Genomic DNA, 24,399 nt, shown 5'->3' on the forward strand with positions numbered 1-24,399 from the left:
GCGGGCCGGGGTCAGAGGCGCCCCGGCCCGCCTGCCAGCCGCTCGAGGTGCCGCGCCTCGATCGCGCTCAGCCGGGCCGCCGCGGCGTCCGCGCAGCCCGTCCGGGCAAGCGCCCCGCGCCAGGCGCGCAGGGCCGAGCGCGGCGACCAGGGCAGTGCCGCCTGCGCCAGCCAGGCACGCAGGTCGGGCGGCAGCCGGTCGTAGGCCGACATGACATCCCCTTCGCGGCGACGGGTCGGCGCGGCCCCAAGGTTGCGCTCTCCGCCCGCCTTCATGCCGCCTGCGCCTCGCGCCACAGCGGGAAGGGATCGGCCAGCCCTTCCCAGCGGAGGGGCTCAAAGCTCTTCTCGGGCACCAGCGCCGCATCGAGCGCCGCCGTGATCTTCTCCCGGTCCACCCCAGCGCCGATGAACACCAGCTCCTGCCGCCGGTCGCCGTAGGGCTCTTGCCAGTGCTGGCCGAGATAGTCGCGGAAGGCGGCATGCCCGGGCATCCGCTCCGGCGGGACACTGGCCCACCAGCGCCCCATCGGGCGCACCGAGCTGAGCGCGCCGGCGAGCGAGAATTCCGCCAGCCAGTCGGGCCGCGTGGCGATCCAGAAATGCCCCTTGGCCCGGATCACCCCCGGCAGCGGCCCTTTCAGCACCGCGTGGATCTTCTCGGGCACGAAGGGCCGCCGCGCCCTGTAGACGAAGGAGGACACGCCGTATTCCTCGGTCTCGGGCACGTGTTCGGCGAACCCGTAGAGTTCCTTGGCCCAGAGCGGGTGCGCATGCGCCGTCTCGAAATCGAAACGCCCGGTGCCCATGATGCGGCTGGGGTCAACGCGGCCATAGTCGGCCTCGACGATCTCGGCATCGGGGTTGAGCGCGGTGATGATGAGCCGTGCCGCAGCCCGCGCATCCTCGCCCGCGGTCGCGACCTTGTTGAGCACCACCACGTCGGCGAACTCGATCTGATCGACCAGCAGATCGACAAGCCTGCGCTCGTCCGCCTCGCCGAGGCTCTCACCGCGATCGGCAAGGAAGTCGTGGCTGGAATAATCGCGCAGCAGATTGGCGGCATCGACCACCGTCACCATCGTGTCGAGCCGGGCGATGTCCGACAGGCTTTCGCCCGCCTCGTCGCGGAACTCGAAGGTGGCGGCGACGGGCAGCGGTTCGGAAATCCCGGTGCTTTCGATCAAGAGGTAATCGAAGCGCTTCTCGGCGGCCAGTCGGCGGACCTCGGTCAGCAAGTCGTCGCGCAGGGTGCAGCAGATGCAGCCATTGGTCATCTCGACCAGCGTCTCTTCGGTCTGCGACAGGTCCGCCCCGCCCTCGCGCACGAGATCGGCGTCGATGTTCACCTCGGACATGTCGTTGACGATGACCGCGACGCGGCGGCCCTCGCGGTTGTTCAGCACCTGGTTGAGCAGCGTCGTCTTGCCCGCCCCCAGAAAGCCCGAGAGCACGGTGACGGGAAGGCGCGGATCGACGGCAGGGGTGAACATGGGCGGGCGCTCCTGATTCGTTACGTTATAACATTGCGAATACCTCACCCCCGGCGCCGGTTGCAACCCTGGCCCCGGCTTGCCAATCGGCGGCACCCTGCCTAAGGCAATAAAGACGCAACGTTAAGGACCGACCATGGCACGACCCTCCGGACGACCCGGGCCCGACCTGCAGAACGTGACGACCGGGGCCATGGTGGCGATCGTTGGTGTGTTCAGCTCATTCCCGATCGTGCTGCAGGGGCTGACGGCGGTCGGCGCGAGCCCCGAGCAGGCCGGGGCCGGGCTGGCGGCGGCGGCGATCTCGATGGCGATCGCGGGCATCGTGCTGGCCTGGTGGCGCCGCGAGCCCGTCTCCTGCGCCTGGTCGACCCCTGCCGTGGCGCTGCTCGCCGTTTCGCAGCCGCTCGCGGACGGTTTCGCCGGGGCGGTGGCAGCCTTCATCGTGGCGGGCGGGCTGATCACGCTGGCCGGGCTCTGGCCGGCGCTGGCGCGGCTGGTGACCTCGGTGCCGACGGCGCTGGCGCAGGCGATGCTCGCGGGCGTGCTGGCAGGGCTCTGCATGGCACCTTTCCGCGGGCTTGCCGAAGCGCCCGAGGTGGCGCTGCCAATCCTGCTGAGCTGGTTCGTCGTCGGGCGGGTAAAGCGCATCCTCGCAGTGCCCGCCGCGGTATTGGCGGCGTTTGGGGTGACGCTCTGGGCGCATGACTTCTCGTTGCCGATGACCGGAGGCTGGATGAGCCACCCGGTGTGGGTCGCCCCTGCCTTCTCGCTTGAGGCCGTCTTGAGCCTCGGCGTCCCGCTCTTTGTCGTTACCATGGCAACCCAGAACATCCCTGCCGTCGCGGTGCTGCGCAGCTTCGGCTACACGCCGCCCCCGGGCCCCCTGCTGGCGGGGGTCGGCGGGATCTCGCTGCTGACCGCGCCCTTCGGCAACCCGGCGACCTGCCTCGCCGCGATCACTGCCAGCATGTGCGCCAATGCCGACAGCCATCCCGATCCCTCCCGGCGCTATTGGTCGGCGGTGATGGCCGGGGTTTTCTACAGCCTTTTCGGGTTTTTCGCCGTGGCGGTGACCGCCGTCGCCGCGCTTGCCCCGCCAATGACGCTACAGGTGCTCGCGGGCGTGGCGCTGTTGCCGGTGTTTGCGAGTTCGGCAAGCGGCGCGCTGCAGGCCGAGCAGAGCCGCGAGGGCGCCGCGGTGACCTTCCTCGTAACCGCCTCGGGCATCACCCTCTGGGGGCTGGGCGCGGCGGTCTGGGGGCTGGTGCTGGGCGGTATCGTGCTTGCGGTACGGCATCGGAAAAGCTGAACATTCGCTGCGGGTTATCGCCTCGGTTGCAAAATGCGCGCCGCCCCTTTCAATGCCGCGGAAAGTGCTTAGCTCGAGTCGCTGTCGGGGCACCGTGAGGCCGCGATCCCGCCCCCAGCATTGTTCGGGGTCACGGGGAAAGTCATTTGTTTCGGGCTATTCTTCCCGATTTCATGACGCAACCGGGAGACGCGCTTCGGCGTGCTCCCGGTCTTTAACCCGGTCTTTACTTGCCGCCCCCTGCGCCTTACCCAATTGTTAACCAATGCGGTTCAGCGAAAAGGGAAAGGGGCGCGTCACGATGAAAACCCATGAGTACAAGGTGATCCCCGCCCCAACCAAGGGAGAGAAGGCCAAGGCCGCCAAGGGCCCCGAGGGCCGCTTCGCCGTGTCCATGTCGCGGCTGCTCAACGAGATGGCCGAGCAGGGTTGGGAGTACATCCGCGCCGACATCCTTCCCAGCGAAGAGCGCAGCGGGCTGACCTCGACCCAGACGGTCTGGCGCACGCTGCTGGTCTTCCGCCGCCCGGTGCCGCAGGCTGCGGCGGTCACGCCCTTCCGGCACGAGCCGGTGGTCGCCGCGGTCGCGCCGCCGCCGGCCGGGCCCCTGCCCGCCGGGCCCGAGGTGACGGCCCCCGAGCCGGTTGCGCCCGAGCCCCTCGCCGAGGAGGACGCTTCAGACAGCCCCGCGAAGAGCGACGCCGACAAGGTGAGCTGACACGACCCGGCCGGTCGCGCCGCGCGCGGCTCAGCCCTGCAGGTCCAGCGACAGCGCGTGGATCGCGCCCACGAGGTCGCTTCCCAGCGCCGCATGTACGGCGCGGTGTCTCTGGATGCGGCTCATATCGGCCAGTTCCGCCGCGCGCATGCGCACGTGAAAATGGCTCTCGCCGCCCTCCTGGTAGCCGGCGTGGCCCACATGCTTTTGACTTTCGTCGAGAACCTCCAGTTCCGATGGGTCAAAGGCCGCTCGCAGCCGGGTTTCGATCTCGTTCGCTCGCGACATTTTTGGCTCCTGCCTCTTCAAACTCGGTCAGGATTGTCTAAACTCCCTCGTCCGAGTCGAAAAGGTGAGACCATGAGCAGACCCGACCCCTTCGGTTTCGACATGTCGATTAAGTCGGCTAAGAAAAAGAATCCGCGTGGCCGGCGCGGCATGACCGGCGAACAGGAGACCTCCACCCGCGTGTGCGAGCACGACGGCTGCCAGGAGCCGGGCAAGTTCCGGGCGCCCAAGGCGCCGGACGTGCTCGATGAATTCAAGTGGTTCTGCAAGGATCACGTGCGCGAGTACAACAACCAGTGGAACTTCTTCCACGGCAAGACCGAGGCCGAGATGAACGCTCAGGCCACGTCGGACAAGGTGTGGGAGCGCAAGACCAAGGACTACCGCGACCCCGAGCAGCGGGCCTGGGCCCGCCTCGGCATCGAGGACGCGCATCAGGTGCTGGGCGACAATGCCACGCGCAACCCGGGCCGCAAGGCGCCGGGCGGCGGCCGGCGACTGCCGCCGACCGAGAAGCGCGCGCTCGAGATCCTCGAGGTCGAGAGCGCCGAGACCAAGGCCGACGTGCGCAAGGCGTACAAGAAGCTGATCAAGGTGCTGCACCCGGACATGAACGGCGGCGACCGCTCTCAGGAAGAGCAGTTGCAGGAAGTGGTCTGGGCCTGGGACCAGATCAAGGACAGCCGGAACTTCAAGTGATGTACGGGCCCCGCGGGGCCCGTTTTCGCGAGGGCTGCCCTGCAAGGTCGCGGACCCTGCGCTGCGCCGCTGATGGCGCTCCGGAGGAGCCCTCAAAGGCCGCCCCCAGATGCACAACCCAAAGGCACAACCTATTGGTGTGAATTTCTCGACACATGACCCAAGGTTGTGCTAGCCTCCTCGTGTCGGACGCTTTTTCGCGGCCGATTGAAGGCGACGCGAGCTCCCTGTCGTGTCCACTCACGGACCAAGTCGGCCTGCACACCGCTCCCCCTGGTTGTGCAGGCCCCTTGGGACGCGAGTCCCCGCAGCCTCCGCACCCGACCCGACCGGCGCACCCGGCCGGGTCGGGATCCTTCACGGAAACGCCGCCTGTTCGCCGTGTCTAGCCCTGCCCTTCCGCTGGCTTGCCTGGGGCTGTCTTGCCCGGCACGAAATGCAGCGCGATGCCGTTGATGCAGTGCCGCTTGCCCGTGGGCGGCGGACCATCGTCGAAGACATGCCCCATGTGCGAGCCGCAGCGGCGGCAATGGCACTCGGTACGGGTCATGAAGAACGAGCGGTCGGCCCTCAGCCCCACCGCGTCCGGCAGCGCCTCGTAGAAAGAGGGCCAGCCGGTGCCGCTGTCGAATTTCGCCTCCGAGCTGTAGAGCGGCAGATCGCAGCCCTTGCAGTGAAACAGCCCGGCGCGCTTTTCCTTGTCGAGCGGCGAGCTGAAAGCGCGCTCGGTGCCCGCCTCGCGCAGCACCTTGTACTCGGCGCGTGTCAGGCGGCTGCGCCATTCCTCGGGGCTACGGGTGATCTCGAAACGCGCTTCGGCGCGGGCCCGCCCGCGCCATGCCAACGTCGCCGCGAGACCCGCGAGGACTCCTCTGCGTCTCATGGTCTCCTCTCCTCTTCCTCCATCTCCAGAGATGCGCCTCCGACCCGACCGCGGTCAAGCCGCGGGCTGTCACACCGCCGTGACACCGCGCTCACCGGGGCGAGAGCTGCCCCAGCGCGATGACCGGCCCGGTGGGACGCCCCGTGGCAGACCCCCCCGGGGGCTCCTCGGAGAGCGCAATCGTGGCCCCGGGGAGCTGACTCCGAAGCGTCGGCGCCACCGAAAGCGACGTCACCGCCTCGGCCCCGAGCACCCCCAGAGAGACCGGCGCGCCTGCGCTGTCCGACAGAAGCCACAGTTCCAACGCCCGGTCCAATGGAGCCTCGCCGGTCTCGCGTGTCACCCTCAGGCTCTGGTCCCGAGGCGCGTAGTCGGCCCGCAACGCAATCCCCTGCGCCTCCGCGACCAGCCGGGCCTGCAGCTCGGGCCCGGCGCTGCCCGGCGTCAATACGCCCGAAACCAGCGCTGCCCAGGCGATCCCCGCCGCCGCCACGGCCCCGAGAAGGTAGGGCAGCACCTGCCGCCAGGGCGCCACCCGGGGCGGACCATGGGTCCGCGCTTCGATCTGCGGCCAGAGGTGTTCAGGCGGCGTGACCTCGGCGATATCGGCGGTGAGCGCGGCGAAGCAGGCCTGCCAACTGGCGACCTCCCGGCGGAGCCCGGCGTCGCGCGCCAGCAGTGCCTCGAAATCCCGAAGCTCGGGCTCGGGCAGCAGACCCAGCACGTATTCCGCCGCACTCGCCTCCACGCCCTCGGGCGGGTCCGGCTGCGGCGGGCCGCTCATCGGCTCAGGCAATCCCGCAGGGCCATCAGACTGCGCCGCAGCCAGGTCCTGACGGTGTTGAGCTTGACCCCGGAGGCCTCGGACAGCTCGGCATAGGTGGCCCCCTCGAGATAAGCGCGGCGGACCATCTCGGCGCGATCGGGCGGCAGCTCCTCCATGCAGAGCGCCAGCGCCGCCGCCTCGGCCCGCGCCTCGGCCTGCTCGGCGGGGCCCGGCTCCGGATTGGCAAGCCGCTCGTCAAGCTCGATCGGCTGCACCGCCCGCCCAACGTCGCTGCGGCGGCGGCGGTCGACGGCGGCGTTGCGCGCCATCGTGATCAGCCAGGTCATCGGCGAATAGCCGTTCACCCGGTAGCTGCCGGCATTATTCCAGAGCTTCACGTAGGTGTCCTGCAGCGCCTCCTCGGCCTGGGGCCGATCCTGCAGCACCCGCAGGCAGACGCCGAAGAGCTTCGCCGAGGTGCGCTCGTAGAGCCGCGCAAAGGCGGCACGGTCGGCCATGGCGACGCGCGCGATCAGATCCTCGAGATCGGAATGGGGGGAACTCGCCACGTACCGCGCCTGCCTTTTTTCCGTACTGTTCATAGAGTAGTGCCCGAGGTGGCGGCGGCGCAAACACAAACCGTGGCAATTTCACCTTCGCCCGCGCGGCGCCCGCGACGCCCTGCGGGGCCCGCGACAAAGCCCGCCGCCGCCCCCTTGCCCTTGCCCGCGATATGGGGCACGACGGTCCACGAGAATTTCTAACGACCGGACAGGGGCACGACCATGGCGGATGGCACGATCGACATCAATGCGAAACCCACCGAGGAAATCTCGGTCCGCGAGGTGTTCGGCATCGACACGGACATGGTGGTGCACGGCTTCCCCGACCGCACCGACCGCGTGCCGGATCTCGACAGCACCTACAAGTTCGACCCCGACACCACGCTGGCGATCCTCGCGGGCTTCCGCAACAACCGCCGGGTGATGATCCAGGGCTACCACGGCACCGGCAAGTCGACCCACATCGAGCAGGTCGCCTCGCGCCTCAACTGGCCCTGCGTGCGCGTCAACCTCGACAGCCACATCTCCCGGATCGACCTGATCGGCAAGGACGCCATCAAGCTGGTGGACGGCAAGCAAGTCACCCAGTTCCAGGAAGGCATCCTGCCCTGGGCGCTGCGCAACCCCACCGCCATCGTCTTCGACGAGTACGACGCGGGCCGCGCCGACGTGATGTTCGTGATCCAGCGCGTTCTGGAGACCGACGGCAAGCTGACCCTGCTCGACCAGAACCAGGTGATCACGCCGCACAAGTACTTCCGCATCTTCGCCACGGCGAACACCGTCGGCCTCGGCGACACCACGGGTCTCTATCATGGCACCCAGCAGATCAACCAAGGCCAGATGGACCGCTGGAGCCTGGTCGCGACGCTGAACTACCTCAGCATCGATGCCGAGGTGAACATCGTCCTGTCGAAGGCGCCGCATTACAACAACGAGAAGGGCCGCAAGACCATCCGCCAGATGGTCACCGTCGCGGACTTCACCCGCCGCGCCTTCATGAACGGTGAGCTCTCGACCGTGATGTCGCCCCGGACGGTGATCGCCTGGGCCGCCAACGCCGAGATCTTCCGCAATGTGGGCTATGCCTTCCGCCTGTCGTTCCTCAACAAGTGCGACGAGCTCGAGCGGCAGACCGTGGCCGAGTTCTACCAGCGTTGCTTCGACGAGGAACTGCCGGAAAGCGCCGCCTCGCTGTCGCTGGCCTGATCAAGCGCAGGAAGATCGACCGGGATGGGCCGCAGCCTGGCGCGGCACCATCGGCACGCCAGAGGGGCTCCGCGCCCGTCGACAGCGCCGCCGCCCCCGGGGTATCTACGAATAAATGACCAAGGGGGCGCGGTCCGCTACGGGCCGCGCCCCCTTGGGGTAGAGGGGTGGGGTAATAGGTTTCGGGAGGACCAAGTATGGCTAAGTCCCTGCATATCGGGCTGATCGGCGGCATCGGGGTCGCGGCGACGCTGGTCTACTACCAGCGGCTCTGCGCCGCCGTGAGCGCATTTGGCGCGCCGCTCGAGCTGACGATCGTACAGGCGGACGTGCAGGAGCTGATCCGCAACAACCTCGCCGACAATCGCGAGGCGCAGGCCGAGGTCTACGCCCGGCTGATCGACCGGCTGGCGGCGGCGGGCTGCGACTGCGCCGCGATTACCTCGCTCGGCGGGCATTTCTGTTTCGACGAGACCGAGGCGCGCGCCGCACTGCCGCTGGTCTCCGCAGTGGCCCCCCTCGATGGGTTTTTCGCCGCGGAGCGGCTGCGCCGCGTCGGCCTGCTCGGCACCCGCGTGGTGATGCGCACGCGTCTCTACGGCCAGCTCGCGCGCACCGAAGCGGTGGCGCTCGATGCCGAGACCGAGGCCCTGGGCCAGCGTTACCAGGAGATGGCGGTGGCCGGAACCTGCTCGGAGGCGGACCGCGCGGCCTTCTTCGATGCGGGGCGGAGAATGGTCGAGGATATGGGCGCCGAGGCCATCGTGCTTGCTGGCACCGATCTCAACCTCGCCTTCGACGGCGCCCATGATCCCGGCTACCGGGTGATCGACGCGCTCGACGTGCATGTCGATCTGCTGGCGCGGCTTGCCACCGGGAGGGCCTCGCTGTGACCCCGCTGATCACTGCCCTGATCCTCGCCACCGGCAGCGCGGCAGCCGACGGCGAAGCCGCCGCCGATTGCGCCGCACTCTGGCAGGGCGTCGCGCTCGAGGCCGCGGACAACCCCAGCCTCGGGGGCTCGCCGGACAGCGCCAGCCTGCTCGCCAGGCAGTTCAGCCTGGGCGCCGCCGCCGCGGGCCTCACCGGCCAGCCGCTGCGCAGCGCGATCCTGGAGGCCCTGCCCGATTACCGGCTGCTCTATCGTGGCGTCATCGCCGAGGATGAGCAGAGCCGCGCACTCTTCGAGCGCCGCGCCGCGGAATGCGCGAGCCTGCTGCGCGGAAGCTGACCCCGGCTGCCGCGGCGGCGGCGCGCAAGACTCTCGGTCCGGCACGCGCATCCCCTCTTGCCAATTCCCCGCCACGGCGCGAAACCTGTGGCCATGGCACGCGACACCGACAACCCCGCAGATCCGTTCAAGAAGGCTTTGGCCGAGGCCACCAAGGTCATGGCCGACGACTCCGAGCTCACGGTCAACTATTCCGTCGACCCCTCCGGCGTCTCCGGTGACATCATGCGCCTGCCGCAAGTGTCGCGCCGCATGACCCGCGACGAGGTGCTGCTGGCCCGCGGCACCGCCGACGCGCTGGCGCTCTACCGCCGCTACCACGACGGCGCCACCCACGCCCGCTATGCGCCGCAAGGCGAGATGGCGCGCGAACTCTACGAAGCCATGGAAACCGCCCGCTGCGAGGCGATGGGCGCGCGCGACATGCCCGGCACCGCCGGCAACATCGACGCCAAGATCGGCCACGAGGCGGCGCGCCGTGGTTATGGCCAGATCACCCAGGCCTCCGAGGCGCCGCTGCCGGTGGCCGCGGGCTACATGATCCGCCACCTCGCCACCGGGCGCGACCTGCCCAAGGACGCCGCCCACGTGATGGAACTCTGGCGCGGCTTCATCGAGGAGCAGGCCGGCGGCACGCTTGAGGATCTGCAGACGAAGCTGGCGGACCAGTCGGCCTTTGCCCGTTTCGCGCGGCAGATCATCACCGACCTCGGCTATGGCGACCAGCTGGGCGAGGATCCCGACCAGCTCGATGACGAGGCGCAGGACGAGGCAGAGCCCGGCACCGAGGACGAGCAGGAGCCCGATTCGACCGGCCAGGACGACCAGGACCAGGACGAGGCCGAAGCCTCGCCCGAACAGTCGCAGGAGCAGACCCAGGACCAGAGCCAGGCGCAGGTCTCGGCCGACGACATGGCCGACCAGGAGATGGGCGAGGAGGCCGAGCTGCCCGAGGGCGACGCGCCGATGGACCCGCCGCCCCCCGCCCCCGTCTCCGAGGCCGACCCAGGCTACAAGGTCTACGATTCCACCCACGACGAGGAAATCCTCGCCGAGGAGCTGGCCGAGCCGCAGGAGCTGGAGCGCCTGCGCGCCTATCTCGACCAGCAGCTCGAGCCGCTGAAGGGCGCGGTCTCGCGGCTTGCCAACAAGCTGCAGCGCCGCCTGCAGGCGCAGCAGAACCGCAGCTGGGAGTTCGACAAGGAAGAGGGCGTGCTGGATGCCGGCCGCCTCGCCCGGGTCGTCGCCAACCCCACCACGCCGCTCTCGTTCAAGGTCGAGAAGGACACCGAGTTCCGCGACACTGTGGTGACGCTGCTGATCGACAATTCGGGCTCGATGCGCGGCCGGCCGATCTCGATCGCGGCGATCTGCGCCGACGTGCTGGCCCGCACGTTGGAACGCTGCTCGGTGAAGGTCGAGATCCTCGGCTTCACCACCCGCGCCTGGAAGGGCGGGCTTGCGCGCGAGAAGTGGCTGGCCGAGGGCCGCGAGCAGCAGCCGGGGCGCCTCAACGATCTGCGCCACATCATCTACAAGAGCGCCGACTCGCCTTGGCGCCGGGTGCGCGACAACCTCGGCTTGATGATGAAAGAGGGCCTGCTGAAAGAGAACATCGACGGCGAGGCGCTGGAGTGGACGCACCGCCGCATGGCGCACCGCCCCGAGGCCCGCAAGATCCTCATGGTGATCTCCGACGGCGCGCCGGTGGACGATTCCACGCTCTCGGTGAACCCGGCCAACTACCTCGAGAAGCACCTGCGCGACGTCATCGCCATGGTCGAGCGCAAGAAGCAGGTCGAGCTGCTGGCGATCGGCATCGGCCACGACGTGACCCGCTACTACGAGCGCGCGGTGACGATCACCGACGTCGAGCAGCTGGCGGGCGCAATGACCGAGCAACTCGCAGCGCTTTTCGACTCCGACCCGCGGGCACGCGCCCGGGTCATGGGTATCCGCCGCAGCGGTTAAGACCACGGGGCCGAGGGCCAGCCCCTCGGGCTCCCCGGGTTGCTCCGGCCTGGAAGGAAGGCGCAGGTTGGCCTCGCTTCTTCCACGGGCAAACTTCCAGGGGCAAACACCCCGGGGCGCAGTGCCGCGACGCGGCAAGCGGGGCAACGCCCCTGCCCCCTTCGACACGATTTCAGGAGACCTCCGCATGTTCCAGACATTCGAGCAGAGCGCTTCCCCCGAACAGGGCCCGCCGCGGCTCGCGGCGCTGCGCGCCGAGCTTGCCGCCGAGGGGCTCGACGGCTTTGTCGTGCCGCGCGCCGACGCGCACCAGGGCGAATACGTCGCGCCGCATGACGACCGGCTGGCCTGGCTCACCGGCTTCACCGGCTCGGCGGGCTATTGCGTGGCGCTGATGGACAAGGCCGGGGTTTTCGTCGACGGGCGCTACCGCGTGCAGGTCAAGTCGCAGGTGGCCAAGGAGTTCACACCGGTGGACTGGCCCGAAGTCGGGCTTGCCGAGTGGATCGCCGAGGCGCTGCCCGACGGCGGCACCGTGGGGCTCGACCCCTGGCTCTTCTCGGTCGAGCAGATGCGCGGCCTCGAGCGCGGGCTCGGCGCGGTGGCGCTGCGGCTCTGCGATAACCTCGTGGACCGCGTTTGGGACGATCAGCCCGCCCCGCCGATGGGCGCGGTCTTTGCCCAGCCGGTGGAGCTCGCCGGCGAGGCGCATGGCGACAAGATCGCCCGGCTCGCGAAGGGGCTCGGCGCGGCGGATGCCTGCGTGATCACCCTGCCCGACAGCCTTGCCTGGCTGCTCAACATCCGCGGCTCGGACGTGGCGCGCAACCCGGTGCCGCACGGCTTTGCAATCCTGCACGGGACGGGCCGGGTATCGCTTTTCATGGCGGCGCAGAAGCTCGAAGGGCTGGGCGATCATCTCGGCCCGCAGGTTGAGGTGAAGACACCCGAGGACTTCGTGCCCGCGCTGGAAGCCCTGGGTGGCACGGTGCAGATTGATCCCGCGACCTGCCCGGTCGCGGTGCAGACCGCGCTCAGGGGCTGCGAGATCGTCGAGGCGACCGATCCCTGCCTGCTGCCCAAGGCCCGCAAGAATGCCGCCGAGCTTGCCGGCGCACGCGAGGCGCATCTGCGCGACGGCGCCGCCATGGTCCGTTTCCTGCATTGGCTCGACAGCCAGACGCCGGGCACCTTTACCGAGATCGACGCCGTGGTCGCCCTCGAAGAGGAGCGCCGCGCCACCAACGCGCTGCGCGACATTTCCTTCGAGACCATCTCGGGCGCCGGGCCGAACGGCGCCATCGTGCACTACCGGGTGACCGAGGCGACAAACCGCACAACCCAGCCGAACGAGCTGCTGCTGATCGACAGCGGCGGGCAATATGTCGACGGCACCACCGACATCACCCGCACCATGGTGCTGGGCGAGGCCGGCTCCGAGGAGAAGGACGCCTTTACCCGCGTGCTGAAGGGGATGATCGCGCTGTCGCGGCTGCGTTTTCCGGCGGGGCTTGCCGGACGCGACATCGACGTGCTCGCGCGTGCCGCGCTCTGGGAGGCGGGGCTCGACTATGGGCACGGCACCGGCCACGGCGTCGGCGCCTACCTGTCGGTGCACGAGGGGCCGCAGCGCATCGCCCGTACCGGCACCGTCCCGCTCGAGGCCGGGATGATCCTGTCGAACGAGCCGGGCTTCTATCGCGAGGGGTCTTATGGTATCCGCATCGAGAACCTCATCGCGGTGGAACCCGCGCCCCCCCTTCCCGGCCAGACCGTAGCCAAGATGCTGCGTTTCGAAACACTGACCTGGGTGCCGATCGACCGGCGCCTGATCGAGACGGGGCTGCTGACCGCTGCGGAACGTGACTGGCTGAACGCCTACCACGAAGGGGTTTTCGAACGCATCGCTCCGCTTGTCACGGGCGCCGTGCGGGACTGGCTCGAGACGGCCTGCGCGCCGCTTTGACACAGGACTGTCGCAAAGGCGTTGATATATGATGGGCGGATAAGGGGAGAGACATGATGTTGAAACAGATTGCCGTCCGCCCGGCTTCGGGCACTTGGGTCATCCGCGCCGGTGGCGCCGTGCTTGGCGAAAGCAGCCGCGCCCTCGAGTTGACCGAAGGCGACAAGCCTCTGACCATCTTCTTCCCGCGCGAGGACGTGGCCATGGCCTTCCTTGAGCCGAGCGCCTACCGCAGCACCAGCGCGGCGCTTGGCGACGCCGAGCATTACCATATCGCCTCGAAGAGCCGCACCTACGCCAACGCGGTGTTTTCGTACCTCGACCCCAAGCCGGACGCCGCAGGGATCAAGGGCTACCTGGCCTTCGACATGCAAGATGGCGTGGCTGTCGAACAGGTCTGAGCCGGAAACCCGCGCAGACACAAAGGCCGGCCCGAGAGGCCGGCCTTTTGCTTTCCAGATACGGGACCGCGCTTCAGCCCTTGCGCAGGTTGTCTCGCAGACGGCTGACCTGATCGCGCAGGGCCAGCAGGTCGTCGACGCTCATGCCGCTCTGCTCGGCGATGCAGCTCGCGATATGCGCGGTGCGGCCCCGGAGCGCCTGCCCTGCCTCGGTGAGCGCGATGCGCACCTGCCGCTCGTCCTCGGCATCGCGTCGGCGGGTCAGCAGGCCCGTGGTCTCGAGACGCTTCAACAGCGGCGTCAGCGTGCTCGACTCGAGCTGCAGCTGGCGCGAGAGCGTGCCCACGGTCGGCGCATCGGTGGCGGACCAGAGCGCGCTCATCACGAGGTATTGGGGATAGGTCAGCCCAAGAGCCTCGAGATGCGGGCGATAGGCTTGCGTCATCGCGTGCACTGCCGAGTAGAGCGAAAAGCAGACCATGTCCTGCGGCGAGAGCGCGGAGGTCTGCGGATCGCGCTGGCTTTCGGACTGCGGTTCGATGGGTTGGGCTGCGTCGGTCATCTGCCCCATATAAATCGCGCACGATCCATTCTCAAGCGATTGACTTCTCCTAGGTGCCGCATATCTATCGTGCACGATATAATCGACAACAAAGGAGTCACCCATGCCCCAGACCGATCTCGACGTGAAATACTGGACCGAAGCGCAGGCTTCCGGAAGCGGTCGCGATGGTGTGACCAAGCTCGCCTCGGGCATGCTCACGGTCACGATGAACAGCCCCAAGGAACTGGGCGGCTCGGGCAAGGGACACAACCCAGAAGAGCTCTTCGCCATGGGCTATGCCGCCTGCTTCCTCAGCGCCATGCGCTTCGTCGCGCAGGCCGAGAAACTGGGCAACGTCCCCGCCGATACCACGGTCGATGCGCATGTGGGGATCGGCGCCCTGCCCGCGGGCGGCTTTGGTCTCACCGTGAAGCTGGTCGCGAAGATGCCGGGGCTGGAAAGGGATGTGGCCGAGAGCATCCTCAAGCGCGCGCATGAGGTCTGCCCCTATTCGAACGCCACGCGCGGCAACATCGAGGTTGACCTCGAGCTGGCCTAGAGAAGCGGCTCCCCGGACAGCCGGCCCGAAGCGCATTGCTCCGGGCCGGCCTTTCAGCTGTGCTCTTCCTCCGCCGTCGCCGCCAGGGCGCGATTGTAGGCCTTGAGCGCATCGACGTGGAACAGCGCGCCCTGCAGCACCGGCGCCTCGTCGGGACCGCTGCGGGTCACCACCGGCAGGTAGGCCACGCCCGACTTGTCAAAGAGCGGTAGCGCTGCCTCCAGCGTCGCCTGCGCGGTCACGTAGAGTCCCTGCTCGATCATCCGCAGGCAGGCTTCCTCGTCCGCAGCCCCCTCGTCCGTGGGCTTGCGCATGACCCCCTGCACCCGGAACATCGCCAAGAGGTAGGCTTGCGGCCCGGCCGCAAGCTGGACGTTGCGCCGCGCCAGCTGCGACAGGAAGAAGCTGCGGTCGACGAGCCGAGAGGCCACCGCGGTGGACATCGAGACCGAGACCATCACCGCGAGCCCGGTCTGCCAGTCGCCGGTGAGTTCGAAGACGATGAGCGTGGTCGAGATCGGCGCGCCGAGCACCGCCGCCGCCACCGCGCCCATGCCCGCCAGCGCGTAGAGAGTGAACACCGAGCTCTGCTCGGGAAAGAGCCCGGTGGCGATATGGCCAAAGGTGAGCCCGGTCAGCGCGCCCACCATCAACGAAGGTGAAAACACCCCGCCGCCCATGCGCCCGGCCATGGTGATCGACACCGCCGCCACCTTCACCGCCGCGAAGACGAAGGCCTGACTTAGCGTCAGCTGCCCCGACAGCGCACGCGACGTCGTTTCATAGCCGACGCCGATGATATGCGGGAAGGCGATGGCGATGGCCCCGAGCAGCAGGCCCGCGACTGCCGGACGCAGCCAATGCGGCAGGCCGAGACGCTTCTGGATCGCCGTGCCCAGCCCGTCGGACCAGAACAGCGCCTTGATCATCAGCACCGCCACCAGCCCGCAGACCAGCCCCATGAGGAAAAACGCCGGCAGCTCGAGGTAGAACTCCACCGTGGTCGTGCCGGGCAGAACGAACTCGGTCACATCGCCGAAGTAGAGCCGGTTGATCACCGTGCCCGCGGCGCTGGCGACGACGATCGGGGCAAAGGCGTGAAGGGCGAAGTGGCGAAGGATCACCTCGAGTCCGAAGAGCGCCCCTGCGATAGGCGCGTTGAAGCTCGCCGAGACCGCCGCCGCCACGGCGCAGCCCAGCAGGTCGCGCCCGGTGATGCCGTCGACGCGCAAGAGGTTCGACACCGACGAGGCGATCATCGCCGCGATATGAACGACCGGACCCTCTCGGCCGGTGGAGCCGCCGGTCGAGAGCGTGATCCACGAGCAGAGCGCCGAGGCAATGCCCGCCTTCTTCTCGACTCGCCCATCGTTCAGCGCCGCGCCCTCGATCACGTCCGACACGCTGCGCACCCGCCCGTCGGGGGTGAACTTCTGCAAGATGAGTCCGACCGTCGCGCCGCCCGCCACCGGGATCAGCAGCACGTAGACCCAAGGCAGCGTCTCGGCGAAGCTGGCCAGCAGGTTCACGTCCTCGGTGCCGTAGACGAAGGCCTGCAGCCTTTGGATGGCCAGCCGGAAGAGCAGCGCGGCAAGGCCCGCGGCGGCCCCCACCAGAAGCGCGATCACCCAGAAGGTGACCTGCCCCGGCCCCTTGTGGCGCAGCGTGTCCCAGCCCCGGCTGCAAAGCGCGCGTGTCTCGCGCCACTGATCGGCAATCTGCTGCGGCATTCCTCGGTCCCATGGCTTTCGCAGGGCGCGCGCGGCGGCTAAGGTCGCCCCGATTTTCCACGGAGGTTTCTCAATGCCCGTCGCCGAAGCCCTGGAGGCTCTTGATGCCTTCCTAGGCGAACGATTCACCCGCTCCAAGTCCGAACTGGAGCAGCATGGCCGTTCCGAGTCCTATTTCCCCCTCACCCCGCCCGATGGTGTCGCCTACCCCGAAACCCCCGAGGAGGTGCAGCGCATCGTGCAGATCTGCGCCGAGCACGCCTGCCCGGTGATCGGCTGGGGTGCCGGCAGCTCGCTCGAGGGCCACGGCCAGGCGGTGAAAGGCGGCGTGGTTGTCGATTTCACCCGCATGAACAAGGTGCTGGAAATTCGCCCCGCCGACATGGACGTGACCATCCAGCCCGGCGTCACCCGCGAGGCGCTGAACGAGGAGCTGCGCGCCACGGGCCTCTTCTTCCCGGTCGATCCCGGCGCCAATGCGACGCTCGGCGGCATGGCGATGACCCGCGCCTCGGGCACCACCACGGTGCGCTACGGCTCCATGCGCGACAACGTTCTGGGTCTGAAGGCGGTGCTCGCCGACGGGCGCACCATCGAGACCGGCACCCGCGCCCGCAAGTCGGCGGCGGGCTATGACCTCACCGCGCTCTTCGTCGGCTCCGAGGGCACGCTCGGCCTCGTCACCGAGCTGACGCTGCGGCTGCACGGCATCCCCGAGGCGGTCTCGGCGGGCATCTGCGCCTTCCCCGACATGGGCAGCGCGGTCACCGCGGTGATGGAGACGATCCAGATGGGCATCCCCATGGCGCGGATAGAATTTGTCGACGCCGCCACCGCCTGTGCCTTTTCCAGCTATTCGGGCATGGCCATGGCCGAGAGCCCGCACCTGCTTGTGGAGTTCAACGGCTCGCCCGAGAGCGTCAAGCAGGACGCCGAGCGCTTCGCCGAGATCGTCGCCGACAACGGCGGCAGCCCCTTCGAGTGGTCCGCCCGCGAAGAGGAGCGGCGCGCGCTCTGGGCGCTGCGCCACAACGGCTATTACGCCATCCTCGCCTCGCGCAAGGGCGCGCGGGCCGTGGTCACCGACATCTGCGTGCCGATCTCGCGCCTCGCCGAGGCGGTGGAGGAGACGCAGGCCGACATCGCGCAAAGCGGCATCCCCGGCCCGATCCTCGGCCACGTCGGCGACGGCAACTTCCACGCCATCCTTCTGGTCGACCCCGACACGCCCGAGGAGCTCACCGAGGCCAAGCGCCTGTCGCACCGCATGGCAGAGCGTGCCCTGCGCATGGGCGGCACCTGCACCGGCGAGCACGGTGTGGGCCACGGCAAGCTGGCCTACATGCAAGAGGAGCACGGGGACGGCTGGCACGTGATGGGCGAGATCAAGCGCGCGCTCGATCCGCAGAACATCATGAACCCCGGAAAGCTGGTGCCTCAGAACTGAAATGCGAAAGGCCGGCTCCCCATGGACCCGGCCTTTTCGCTGCAGATGGGAGCGTTCAGCCGCGCCAGAACCGCACGGTGAACAGCACGAAGACCGCCATGATCTCGAGCCGACCGACCAGCATGGCGAAGGACAGCAGCCATTTCGCGGTGTCGTTGAGCGTCGCGAAGTTGCCCGCCGGGCCGATGATCTCGCCCAGCCCCGGCCCGACATTGGCCAGCGCCGTCGCCGCGCCCGAGACCGAGGTGACGAAGTCGAGCCCGGTGAAACCGAGCGCCACCGACAGCACCCCGAGCGAGACCACGAAGAAGACGAAATAGGCCATCACCGAGCTCAGCACGTCATCGGCCACCGGGCGGCCGTCGAAGCGGGGGGTGAAGACGCCATGCGGCGCGCGGATGCGTTTGAGCTGCACCCGGATCGAGGCAAAGAGCAGCTGGTAGCGGAAGATCTTCACCGAGCAGGCGGTCGATCCGGCGCAGCCGCCGATAAGGCCGATGAAGAAGAACAGGGTGATCAGGAATGGCCCCCAGCCCATGTAGTCCACCGAGGCATAGCCCGTGCCCGAGATGATCGAGCTGATGTTGAACAGCGACTCGCGGATCGCCTGCTCTGGGTGGTGCGGGAAGAGCGCGACAAGCGTGACGCTCATCACCGCCACCAGCGCGAGGATGGTTCCGAAGAAGGCGCGCACCTGGCTGTCGCGCCACAGCGCCGTGTGGTGACCGTTCAGCATCTGCACGTAGCGCACGAAGGGCAGCGCGGCGGCGAGCATGAAGAAGGCGGCGACATATTCCGCCGGCCCCTGGAAACCGCCGAAAGAGGAATCGTAGTTGGCGAACCCCCCGGTCGAGAGCGTGGTCAGCGCATGCACCGTGGCGTCGAAGGCATCCATCCCGCAGAACATGTAGGCGGCGGCACAGGCCAGCGTCATTCCAACGTAGATGGTGGAGATGGACGAGGCGATCTCGGTGGCGCGGGGCAGAATCTTGCCCATGGTCTCAAAGGCCTCGGACCGGAAGATCTGCATGCCGCCCACCCGCAGCTCCGGCAGGAAGACCATGGCGACAACGATGATCCCGATGCCCCCCAGCCATTGCAGGATTCCGCGCCACAGCAGGATTCCCTTGGGCAGCGCGTCGAGCCCGGTGAAGACCGTCGATCCAGTGGTGGTGATCCCCGACATGGCCTCGAAGAAGGCATCGACGATGCGCGCCTCGGTCGCCCCCAGCATGAAGGGAATGCCCCCGAAGAGCGGCAGCACCACCCAGGCCCCGACGGTCAGCAGGAAGGTCTGCTGCAGGGTCAGCCCCTGCCGCCCGGCATTAGCGCAGGCAAGGCTCACCAGCCCGCCGCAAAGCATGGTAATCAGCGCGCTTTCGAGAAAGACGGGCCAATGTTCGCGCCCCTCGACAACATCGACGAGGAACGGAACCAGCATGCAGCCGCCGAGCGTCGTGACGAGCAGACCGAGAACGTAGGCAACGGGGCGGACATCGAACATGCGCGAGCCTTCGCCCGGCCATGCGTGCCTGTCAAGCGCCGCGCTACGGCAGCCGGTCAGTCACCGAAAAGGTCGCGAAAGACGTGCGGCAGGATTTGCTCGCGCGTCAGCCCCATCTCGGCAAGGCGCTCATCGCTCTGGCTTTCCAGCACTAGGATCTCATGCATCCTTGCCCGGCGCAGCCCATAGGCGTTGATGCCCTGTCCGAGACCCGCGAAATAGGCATCTATCCTGGCACGCAGCGAACCGCGTCCCAGTCCGATGGTGACATTGTCTGCGCCGCTGCTCGTCGCCATGCCGAGACCTCCGGTGGGTTGCCTGCCCTCCCGCCAAGAGCTTGCCCCTTTTCGCCTTGGAAATTCATGACCGGTCGCGGGAAAATTGCCGCAACGCAGAAAAATGCCGCCGGAGTGACCGGCGGCATTGCGCGAGTGCCGAAACATGTGGCAGCGCGGCAAGCGCCGCGGGAAAGATCACCCCCGGTGGATGAGGCTCGGGAAGAGCGTCGGATCGAGGCTGGTCTGGGCAAAGGTCGGCCCCTGCGTCAGCAGCGCCACCGCGTCATGCGAGTGCAGGCTCTCCTGGTGACTGCACATAACGCGGAAATCGCCGATCCGGGCATCCCCGGCCATCGCCTCGGCGAAGAGCCGCGCCGCGTCCTCGACGAAGATCGGGTTGGCGGCGTTGAGCTCGGCGAAAGCCTGTTCGTCTTCGCGCTTGACCATGACCTGGGTCTCGGTCGGCACCGCGCCGCGGCACAGGCCCACGAGGTCCTCGAACCACAGGCAGTCGTCGCTGTCGTCCTCGAGCACCACCGACACGCGCGCCACCGAGCGCTGCGAGTGCGGCGTGGCCAGCTGGCCGCGGAACTGGCGGGCGTGCTCCGAGAGCTCCAGCGAGCAGGGGCAGGTCGAGCTGTAGACGTAATCGAGATGGGCGATGCGCTGGCGCACGCCGTTCTGCTCCACCAGTTCCAATGCAAGGTCGTAGTACTGGTAGCCCGACAGGCCCGAGCGCAGGCTCGTCACCGTCATCGGGAAGGAGAAGCGCATCTGGATGCGCGCGTCGAAACTCTCGAGATCCGACATGTAGTCATTCAGCGCCGCCTCGATCACGCCGAAGCTGAAGCTCTTTTCGGCATGGATGTAGAAGCTGCGCATGATGCGCGACATGTTGATGCCCTTCTTGTCGGCCTCGAGGCTGACCGTGCCGGTGACCGAGGTCTCGAGCATGAGCGACGAGCCATTCTTCAACCGGTAACTGATGGGCAGGCGGAAATTGGAAATGCCGACGTGCTGAATGCGCACATTTTCGCCACGAATGAGCGAGGCCGGACCGTTTTGCAGGTCAGGCAAGGACGTTTTGTATGCGTCGTCGACCGAGAACCCCTCGGGATACTGGCGCGAGAAGATCGGATAATCCTGCGCGGCACCGAGGAGTTTCAGAAGCGCGGGGTCGAGATCGGTAATTTCACTGTCGTCGGCTACTTGGGTCCACTGACGGAGAAGGGCCAGTGCGGCTTCTGCGTCGTCACGGCTTGGGTTGCGGTCTACTACCGGCGAATACACATTCATGTCCTGCCCTCCGAGGCGGGGGTTCGTTCCAACGTACTTAGGATGTTTTACCGAAATTTCCACTATTTACGACCCTTATACGGGCGCACCTATTCTTATGGATCATCTATTGCGGGCAAAAATGTGGCCGAGCAAATGTTAATTTCCTCGGCCGCACAATTCTTACGCAACATCCAGAGCTTGTTGAATATCTGCAACAAGATCGCCGGTATCCTCGATGCCGACCGAGAGCCGGATCAGCCCGTCAGCGATCCCAAGTCCTTGACGCTGCTCGGGGGACAGGCGCTGGTGGGTCGTCGTTGCGGGGTGCGTGGCGATGGACTTCGCGTCCCCCAGGTTGTTCGAAATCAGGATCACCTTGAGCGCATTGCAGAAGCGGAAGGCTGCCTCTTTTCCGCCTTTAATCTCAAAGGCGACCATCGTGCCCCCCGCCCCAAGCTGGCGCAGCGCCAGGGCGTTCTGCGGGTGGCTCTCCAGCCCAGGGTAGCTCACACGGGCCACCTTGGGGTGGGTGATGACCGCTCTGGCGATCGCATCGGCAGACGCCGTCTGGGAACGCACCCGCAGGTCGATCGTCTCGAGACCCTTGAGCATGATCCAGGCGGTGAAGGGGCTCATCGAACCGCCGGTGTGCTTCATGTAGGGCTCGATCACGCCACGGATGATCTCGCGCGAGCCGAGGATCACCCCGCCAAGCGCCCGGCCCTGGCCGTCGATATGCTTGGTGGCGGAATAGACCACCACATCGGCGCCCTGCTCGATGGCGCGGCTGTAGACCGGGGTCGAGAAGACGTTGTCGACCACCACCTTGGCGCCGGCCGCATGGGCCAGCTTGGCCACGGCCTCAATATCGACCAGTTCCAGCGTCGGGTTGGACATGCTTTCGAAGAAGACAAGATCGGCGCCCGGCTTCAGCGCCTTTTCCCATTGTTCCAGATCGGCCCCGTCGACAAAGACCACCTCGACGCCGAAACGGGTCAGGATCGTTTCGAGCACGTAAAGGCACGAGCCGAAGAGCGCGCGCGCCGCGACAACGCGGTCTCCGGCCTTCAACATCGCCGTCAGCGCGCCAGATACGGCAGCCATGCCCGAGGCGGTGGCAAAGGCATCCTCGGCGCCTTCCAAGAGCGCGATGCGCTCTTCGAACATGGCGACGGTGGGGTTGCCGTAGCGGGCGTAGATAAATTCGTCCGGCTCGGTCTTGATGAAGCGCGCCTCGGCCTGCTCGGCGCTGTCATAGGCAAAGCCCTGGGTGAGGAAGATGGCCTCGCTCAACTCTCCCCACTGGCTGCGCTTGGTGCCGCCATGGACCAGCTCGGTCCGCGATGCCTTCTTGAATTCTGCCATGATCTTCCACCTTTCTGTGCCCGGACGATCCCTTTGCGCCGGAAATGAAAAAGCCCCACTCGCGGTCAAGCGAAAGGGGCTCTCTCGTCCGACCTTTTAGCGGCATGTTTTACGTGGCCCGCAATCCGTCAACAAATCGCCACGGCGCCGAAATACGCCGCCGATGTCTTTCGGTCAAGCGCGACGAAGGCAAGCCGCGCTGCGATTGAATGTCACGGCCCGCGCGTCGCCGCGCAGGGGTGCTTGTCATTCCCCGTGCTCGCCCCGCATCATGCGGATGTCAGGGCAGTCACGAAGCAGGCACGGACAGACATGGAAAGCGCGCTCTTTCAGGCCTCCATCTATCTCGCGGCAGCGGTGATCGCCGTGCCGATCGCAACGCGGCTGGGGCTCGGCTCGGTGCTGGGCTACCTGCTGGCGGGGATCATCATCGGACCGGGCCTGCACCTCGTCTCGCATACCGACGACCTGCGCCATTTCGCAGAGTTCGGCGTGGTGATGATGCTTTTCATCATAGGGCTCGAGCTCGAGCCGCGCGCGCTCTGGGACATGCGGCACCGTCTGATCGGGCTCGGCGGGCTGCAGATCCTGCTGACCATGGCGGCGATCACGGCGGTGGTCATGGGGCTTGGCACGGCCTGGACCACCGCGCTCGCGGCGGGCATGGTCTTTGCCCTGTCGTCCACCGCCATCGTGCTGCAGACGCTCTCGGAAAAAGGGCTGATGCAGACCGCCGGCGGGCGCTCTGCCTTCTCGGTGCTGCTGACACAGGACATCGCGGTGATCCCGATGCTGATCCTGTTGCCGCTGCTTGGCGCGCCCATGGCGGCCTCGCTCGGCGCCGACGGCGCGATCCAGCTGCCCGAGGGCGATCATGGCGCGCATGGCATGTCGTTGGTCGCCGGCCTGCCCGGCTGGGCCGTGGCGCTTGTGACCCTCGGCGCGGTGGCGCTGATCATCCTCGCGGGCATCTACGGCGCGCGGCCGCTCTTCCGGCACATCAATGCGTCGCACCTGCCCGAGATGTTCACCGCCGTGGCACTGCTGATCGTGGTCGGCATCGCCTTCCTCATGGGGCTGGTCGGCCTCTCGCCGGCGCTCGGCACCTTCCTTGCCGGCGTGGTGCTGGCGAACTCGGAATTCCGCCACCAGCTGGAAAGCGATATCGAGCCCTTCAAGGGGCTGCTGCTGGGGCTCTTCTTCATCACCGTGGGCGCGGGGCTGAGCTTCGCCGACTTCCTGCGCGAGCCCTTCGTGCTGCTGGGCATCACGTTGGGGCTGATCCTCGTCAAGGGTGCAATCCTCTACGTGCTGGGCGGGCTCTTCCACCTGCGCGGGCGCGACCGCATGCTCTTCACCCTGTCGCTCGCGCAGGCGGGCGAGTTCGGTTTCGTGCTGATCTCCTTTGCGCTGCAACAGAGCGTGATGACCGAGGCCTTCGGCCAGCGCCTGCTGATGGTGGTGGCGCTGTCGATGCTGATCACCCCGGCGCTCTTCATCCTCTACGACAAGCTCTCGGCCAAGCTCGAGGACAAGTCAGACAGCCGCCCGGATGACAGGATCGACCGCGAAGGGCCGATCATCCTCGCCGGGATCGGGCGCTTCGGGCAGATCGTCAACCGGCTGGTGCAAAGCTCGGGCTACAAGACGGTGGTCATCGATCACGACATGCAGACCATCGAGCTGATGCGGCAATTCGGGGTCAAGGGTTTCTTCGGCGACCCCACCCGCCCCGAGCTGCTGCACGCGGCGGGCATCTCAAAGGCCAAGGTTCTGGTGGCCGCGCTCGACGATCCCAAGGCCACCACCAAGCTCGTGCGCTTCGCCAAGCGCATCCGGCCCGAGATCTTCATCATCGCCCGCGCCCGCGACCGCACCCATGTCTACGAGCTCTACCAGGCTGGGGCGGACAAGATCGTGCGCGAGATGTTCGACAGCTCGCTGCGCGCCGGGCGCTACGTGCTCGAGCAGGTGGGGCTGACCGAATACGAGGCCGCCATCGCCGAGGAAACCTTCTATCACCACGACCGCGAGACCATGCGCGAGCTGGCCACCCTCTGGGAGCCGGGCACGCCGCCATCGCAGAACCCGGCCTATGTGCGGCGCGCGCGCGAGTTGGAGAAGGATCTCGAAACGGCGCTGTTCAGCGCGCTCGAGGCCGAGCGGCACGACGCGGCCTGACTTGGCCAGAAGGT

At 67.5% G+C, this 24,399-nt stretch carries 24 protein-coding genes and 1 riboswitch; of the genes, 12 read left to right on the forward strand and 12 right to left on the reverse strand.

Features of this window, described 5'->3' with window-relative positions; translation table 11 throughout:
- Positions 1-11: 11 nt before the first annotated feature.
- Together G0D83_RS07820 and G0D83_RS07825 are read right to left on the reverse strand one after the other, a co-directional pair.
- A complete protein-coding gene (locus tag G0D83_RS07820) occupies positions 12-275 on the reverse strand; it encodes a DUF6525 family protein (RefSeq protein ID WP_164191630.1) in 264 nt (87 codons plus the stop codon).
- Complete coding sequence (locus tag G0D83_RS07825) at positions 272-1,492, reverse strand: GTP-binding protein (RefSeq protein WP_164191633.1); 1,221 nt, start codon at positions 1,490-1,492, stop codon at positions 272-274. Before G0D83_RS07825 ends, G0D83_RS07820 begins: the two co-directional genes overlap by 4 nt.
- Positions 1,493-1,628: 136 nt before the next feature.
- Here G0D83_RS07825 and G0D83_RS07830 point away from each other — a divergent pair, with 136 nt between their 5' ends.
- Positions 1,629-2,804, forward strand: a complete 1,176-nt coding sequence (locus G0D83_RS07830; protein WP_164191646.1) for a benzoate/H(+) symporter BenE family transporter — start codon at positions 1,629-1,631, stop codon at positions 2,802-2,804.
- Between the two features lie 301 nt (positions 2,805-3,105).
- Positions 3,106-3,522: a DUF4177 domain-containing protein gene (locus G0D83_RS07835; protein WP_164191648.1), complete on the forward strand. Its 417-nt coding sequence runs from the start codon at positions 3,106-3,108 to the stop codon at positions 3,520-3,522.
- A gap of 30 nt (positions 3,523-3,552) precedes the next feature.
- Here the strand turns inward: G0D83_RS07835 and G0D83_RS07840 are convergent, their stop codons facing one another.
- Positions 3,553-3,810 (reverse strand): BolA family transcriptional regulator, encoded by a 258-nt coding sequence (locus G0D83_RS07840; RefSeq protein ID WP_164191651.1) that lies wholly within the window; start codon positions 3,808-3,810, stop codon positions 3,553-3,555.
- Positions 3,811-3,882: 72 nt separating this feature from the next.
- Here G0D83_RS07840 and G0D83_RS07845 point away from each other — a divergent pair, with 72 nt between their 5' ends.
- On the forward strand, positions 3,883-4,509 hold the full coding sequence (locus G0D83_RS07845; RefSeq protein ID WP_164191653.1) for a DnaJ domain-containing protein: 627 nt from the start codon (positions 3,883-3,885) through the stop codon (positions 4,507-4,509).
- A 385-nt stretch (positions 4,510-4,894) separates the two neighbouring features.
- On the opposite strand, the gene msrB is transcribed toward G0D83_RS07845, so the two are convergent.
- The 3 genes from msrB to G0D83_RS07860 all read right to left on the reverse strand — a co-directional run bounded on the left by msrB (position 4,895) and on the right by G0D83_RS07860 (position 6,676).
- Positions 4,895-5,392, reverse strand: a complete 498-nt coding sequence (gene msrB / locus G0D83_RS07850; protein WP_164191672.1) for a peptide-methionine (R)-S-oxide reductase MsrB — start codon at positions 5,390-5,392, stop codon at positions 4,895-4,897.
- Positions 5,393-5,483: 91 nt separating this feature from the next.
- Positions 5,484-6,176, reverse strand: coding sequence for an anti-sigma factor domain-containing protein (locus tag G0D83_RS07855; RefSeq protein ID WP_164191675.1), 693 nt, complete (start codon positions 6,174-6,176; stop codon positions 5,484-5,486).
- The gene (locus G0D83_RS07860) at positions 6,173-6,676 is read right to left on the reverse strand and encodes a sigma-70 family RNA polymerase sigma factor (protein ID WP_235940283.1); all 504 of its coding nucleotides are present in this window, start codon (positions 6,674-6,676) and stop codon (positions 6,173-6,175) included. The genes G0D83_RS07855 and G0D83_RS07860 overlap by 4 nt, the downstream gene beginning before the upstream one ends.
- Before the next feature lie 267 nt (positions 6,677-6,943).
- On the opposite strand from G0D83_RS07860, the gene cobS reads away from it, so the two are divergent.
- The 6 genes from cobS to G0D83_RS07890 all read left to right on the forward strand — a co-directional run bounded on the left by cobS (position 6,944) and on the right by G0D83_RS07890 (position 13,499).
- Positions 6,944-7,930 carry a cobaltochelatase subunit CobS gene (gene cobS / locus G0D83_RS07865; protein ID WP_108965094.1) on the forward strand — a complete coding sequence of 329 codons (987 nt, stop codon included), beginning with the start codon at positions 6,944-6,946 and terminating at the stop codon, positions 7,928-7,930.
- A 197-nt stretch (positions 7,931-8,127) separates the two neighbouring features.
- Positions 8,128-8,823 carry an aspartate/glutamate racemase family protein gene (locus G0D83_RS07870; protein ID WP_235940270.1) on the forward strand — a complete coding sequence of 232 codons (696 nt, stop codon included), beginning with the start codon at positions 8,128-8,130 and terminating at the stop codon, positions 8,821-8,823.
- On the forward strand, positions 8,820-9,161 hold the full coding sequence (locus tag G0D83_RS07875; protein WP_164191683.1) for a hypothetical protein: 342 nt from the start codon (positions 8,820-8,822) through the stop codon (positions 9,159-9,161). Before G0D83_RS07870 ends, G0D83_RS07875 begins: the two co-directional genes overlap by 4 nt.
- 93 nt (positions 9,162-9,254) lie before the next feature.
- Positions 9,255-11,132, forward strand: coding sequence for a cobaltochelatase subunit CobT (gene cobT, locus G0D83_RS07880; protein ID WP_164191705.1), 1,878 nt, complete (start codon positions 9,255-9,257; stop codon positions 11,130-11,132).
- 187 nt (positions 11,133-11,319) lie between these two features.
- Positions 11,320-13,098 carry an aminopeptidase P family protein gene (locus G0D83_RS07885; RefSeq protein ID WP_164191708.1) on the forward strand — a complete coding sequence of 593 codons (1,779 nt, stop codon included), beginning with the start codon at positions 11,320-11,322 and terminating at the stop codon, positions 13,096-13,098.
- A 56-nt stretch (positions 13,099-13,154) separates the two neighbouring features.
- Positions 13,155-13,499: a DUF427 domain-containing protein gene (locus tag G0D83_RS07890; protein WP_108965090.1), complete on the forward strand. Its 345-nt coding sequence runs from the start codon at positions 13,155-13,157 to the stop codon at positions 13,497-13,499.
- A 73-nt stretch (positions 13,500-13,572) separates the two neighbouring features.
- Here G0D83_RS07890 and G0D83_RS07895 read toward each other — a convergent pair whose 3' ends face one another.
- Positions 13,573-14,061, reverse strand: a complete 489-nt coding sequence (locus G0D83_RS07895) for a MarR family winged helix-turn-helix transcriptional regulator (protein ID WP_235940273.1) — start codon at positions 14,059-14,061, stop codon at positions 13,573-13,575.
- Positions 14,062-14,164: 103 nt separating this feature from the next.
- Here G0D83_RS07895 and G0D83_RS07900 point away from each other — a divergent pair, with 103 nt between their 5' ends.
- Positions 14,165-14,602, forward strand: coding sequence for an organic hydroperoxide resistance protein (locus tag G0D83_RS07900; protein ID WP_164191719.1), 438 nt, complete (start codon positions 14,165-14,167; stop codon positions 14,600-14,602).
- Positions 14,603-14,655: 53 nt separating this feature from the next.
- On the opposite strand, the gene G0D83_RS07905 is transcribed toward G0D83_RS07900, so the two are convergent.
- The gene (locus tag G0D83_RS07905) at positions 14,656-16,332 is read right to left on the reverse strand and encodes a chloride channel protein (protein ID WP_164191723.1); all 1,677 of its coding nucleotides are present in this window, start codon (positions 16,330-16,332) and stop codon (positions 14,656-14,658) included.
- Positions 16,333-16,405: 73 nt separating this feature from the next.
- Between G0D83_RS07905 and G0D83_RS07910 the strand changes: the two genes are divergently transcribed.
- Positions 16,406-17,779, forward strand: coding sequence for an FAD-binding oxidoreductase (locus tag G0D83_RS07910; RefSeq protein ID WP_164191727.1), 1,374 nt, complete (start codon positions 16,406-16,408; stop codon positions 17,777-17,779).
- A 55-nt stretch (positions 17,780-17,834) separates the two neighbouring features.
- Here G0D83_RS07910 and G0D83_RS07915 read toward each other — a convergent pair whose 3' ends face one another.
- The 4 genes from G0D83_RS07915 to metZ form a co-directional block, all read right to left on the reverse strand.
- On the reverse strand, positions 17,835-19,283 hold the full coding sequence (locus G0D83_RS07915) for a TrkH family potassium uptake protein (RefSeq protein WP_164191730.1): 1,449 nt from the start codon (positions 19,281-19,283) through the stop codon (positions 17,835-17,837).
- Between the two features lie 56 nt (positions 19,284-19,339).
- A complete protein-coding gene (locus tag G0D83_RS07920) occupies positions 19,340-19,579 on the reverse strand; it encodes a hypothetical protein (protein WP_164191733.1) in 240 nt (79 codons plus the stop codon).
- Between the two features lie 177 nt (positions 19,580-19,756).
- Positions 19,757-20,857, reverse strand: a complete 1,101-nt coding sequence (gene folE2, locus G0D83_RS07925; protein ID WP_164191737.1) for a GTP cyclohydrolase FolE2 — start codon at positions 20,855-20,857, stop codon at positions 19,757-19,759.
- Positions 20,858-21,019: 162 nt separating this feature from the next.
- A complete protein-coding gene (metZ, locus tag G0D83_RS07930) occupies positions 21,020-22,204 on the reverse strand; it encodes an O-succinylhomoserine sulfhydrylase (RefSeq protein ID WP_164191740.1) in 1,185 nt (394 codons plus the stop codon).
- Between the two features lie 76 nt (positions 22,205-22,280).
- Positions 22,281-22,357, reverse strand: a riboswitch (SAM riboswitch).
- A gap of 159 nt (positions 22,358-22,516) precedes the next feature.
- On the opposite strand from metZ, the gene G0D83_RS07935 reads away from it, so the two are divergent.
- Positions 22,517-24,385: a monovalent cation:proton antiporter-2 (CPA2) family protein gene (locus tag G0D83_RS07935; protein WP_164191743.1), complete on the forward strand. Its 1,869-nt coding sequence runs from the start codon at positions 22,517-22,519 to the stop codon at positions 24,383-24,385.
- The last annotated feature ends 14 nt before the right edge of the window (positions 24,386-24,399 follow it).

The sequence above is a fragment of the Salipiger sp. PrR003 genome (assembly GCF_010500785.1).
Lineage (GTDB): Bacteria > Pseudomonadota > Alphaproteobacteria > Rhodobacterales > Rhodobacteraceae > Salipiger > Salipiger pacificus_A.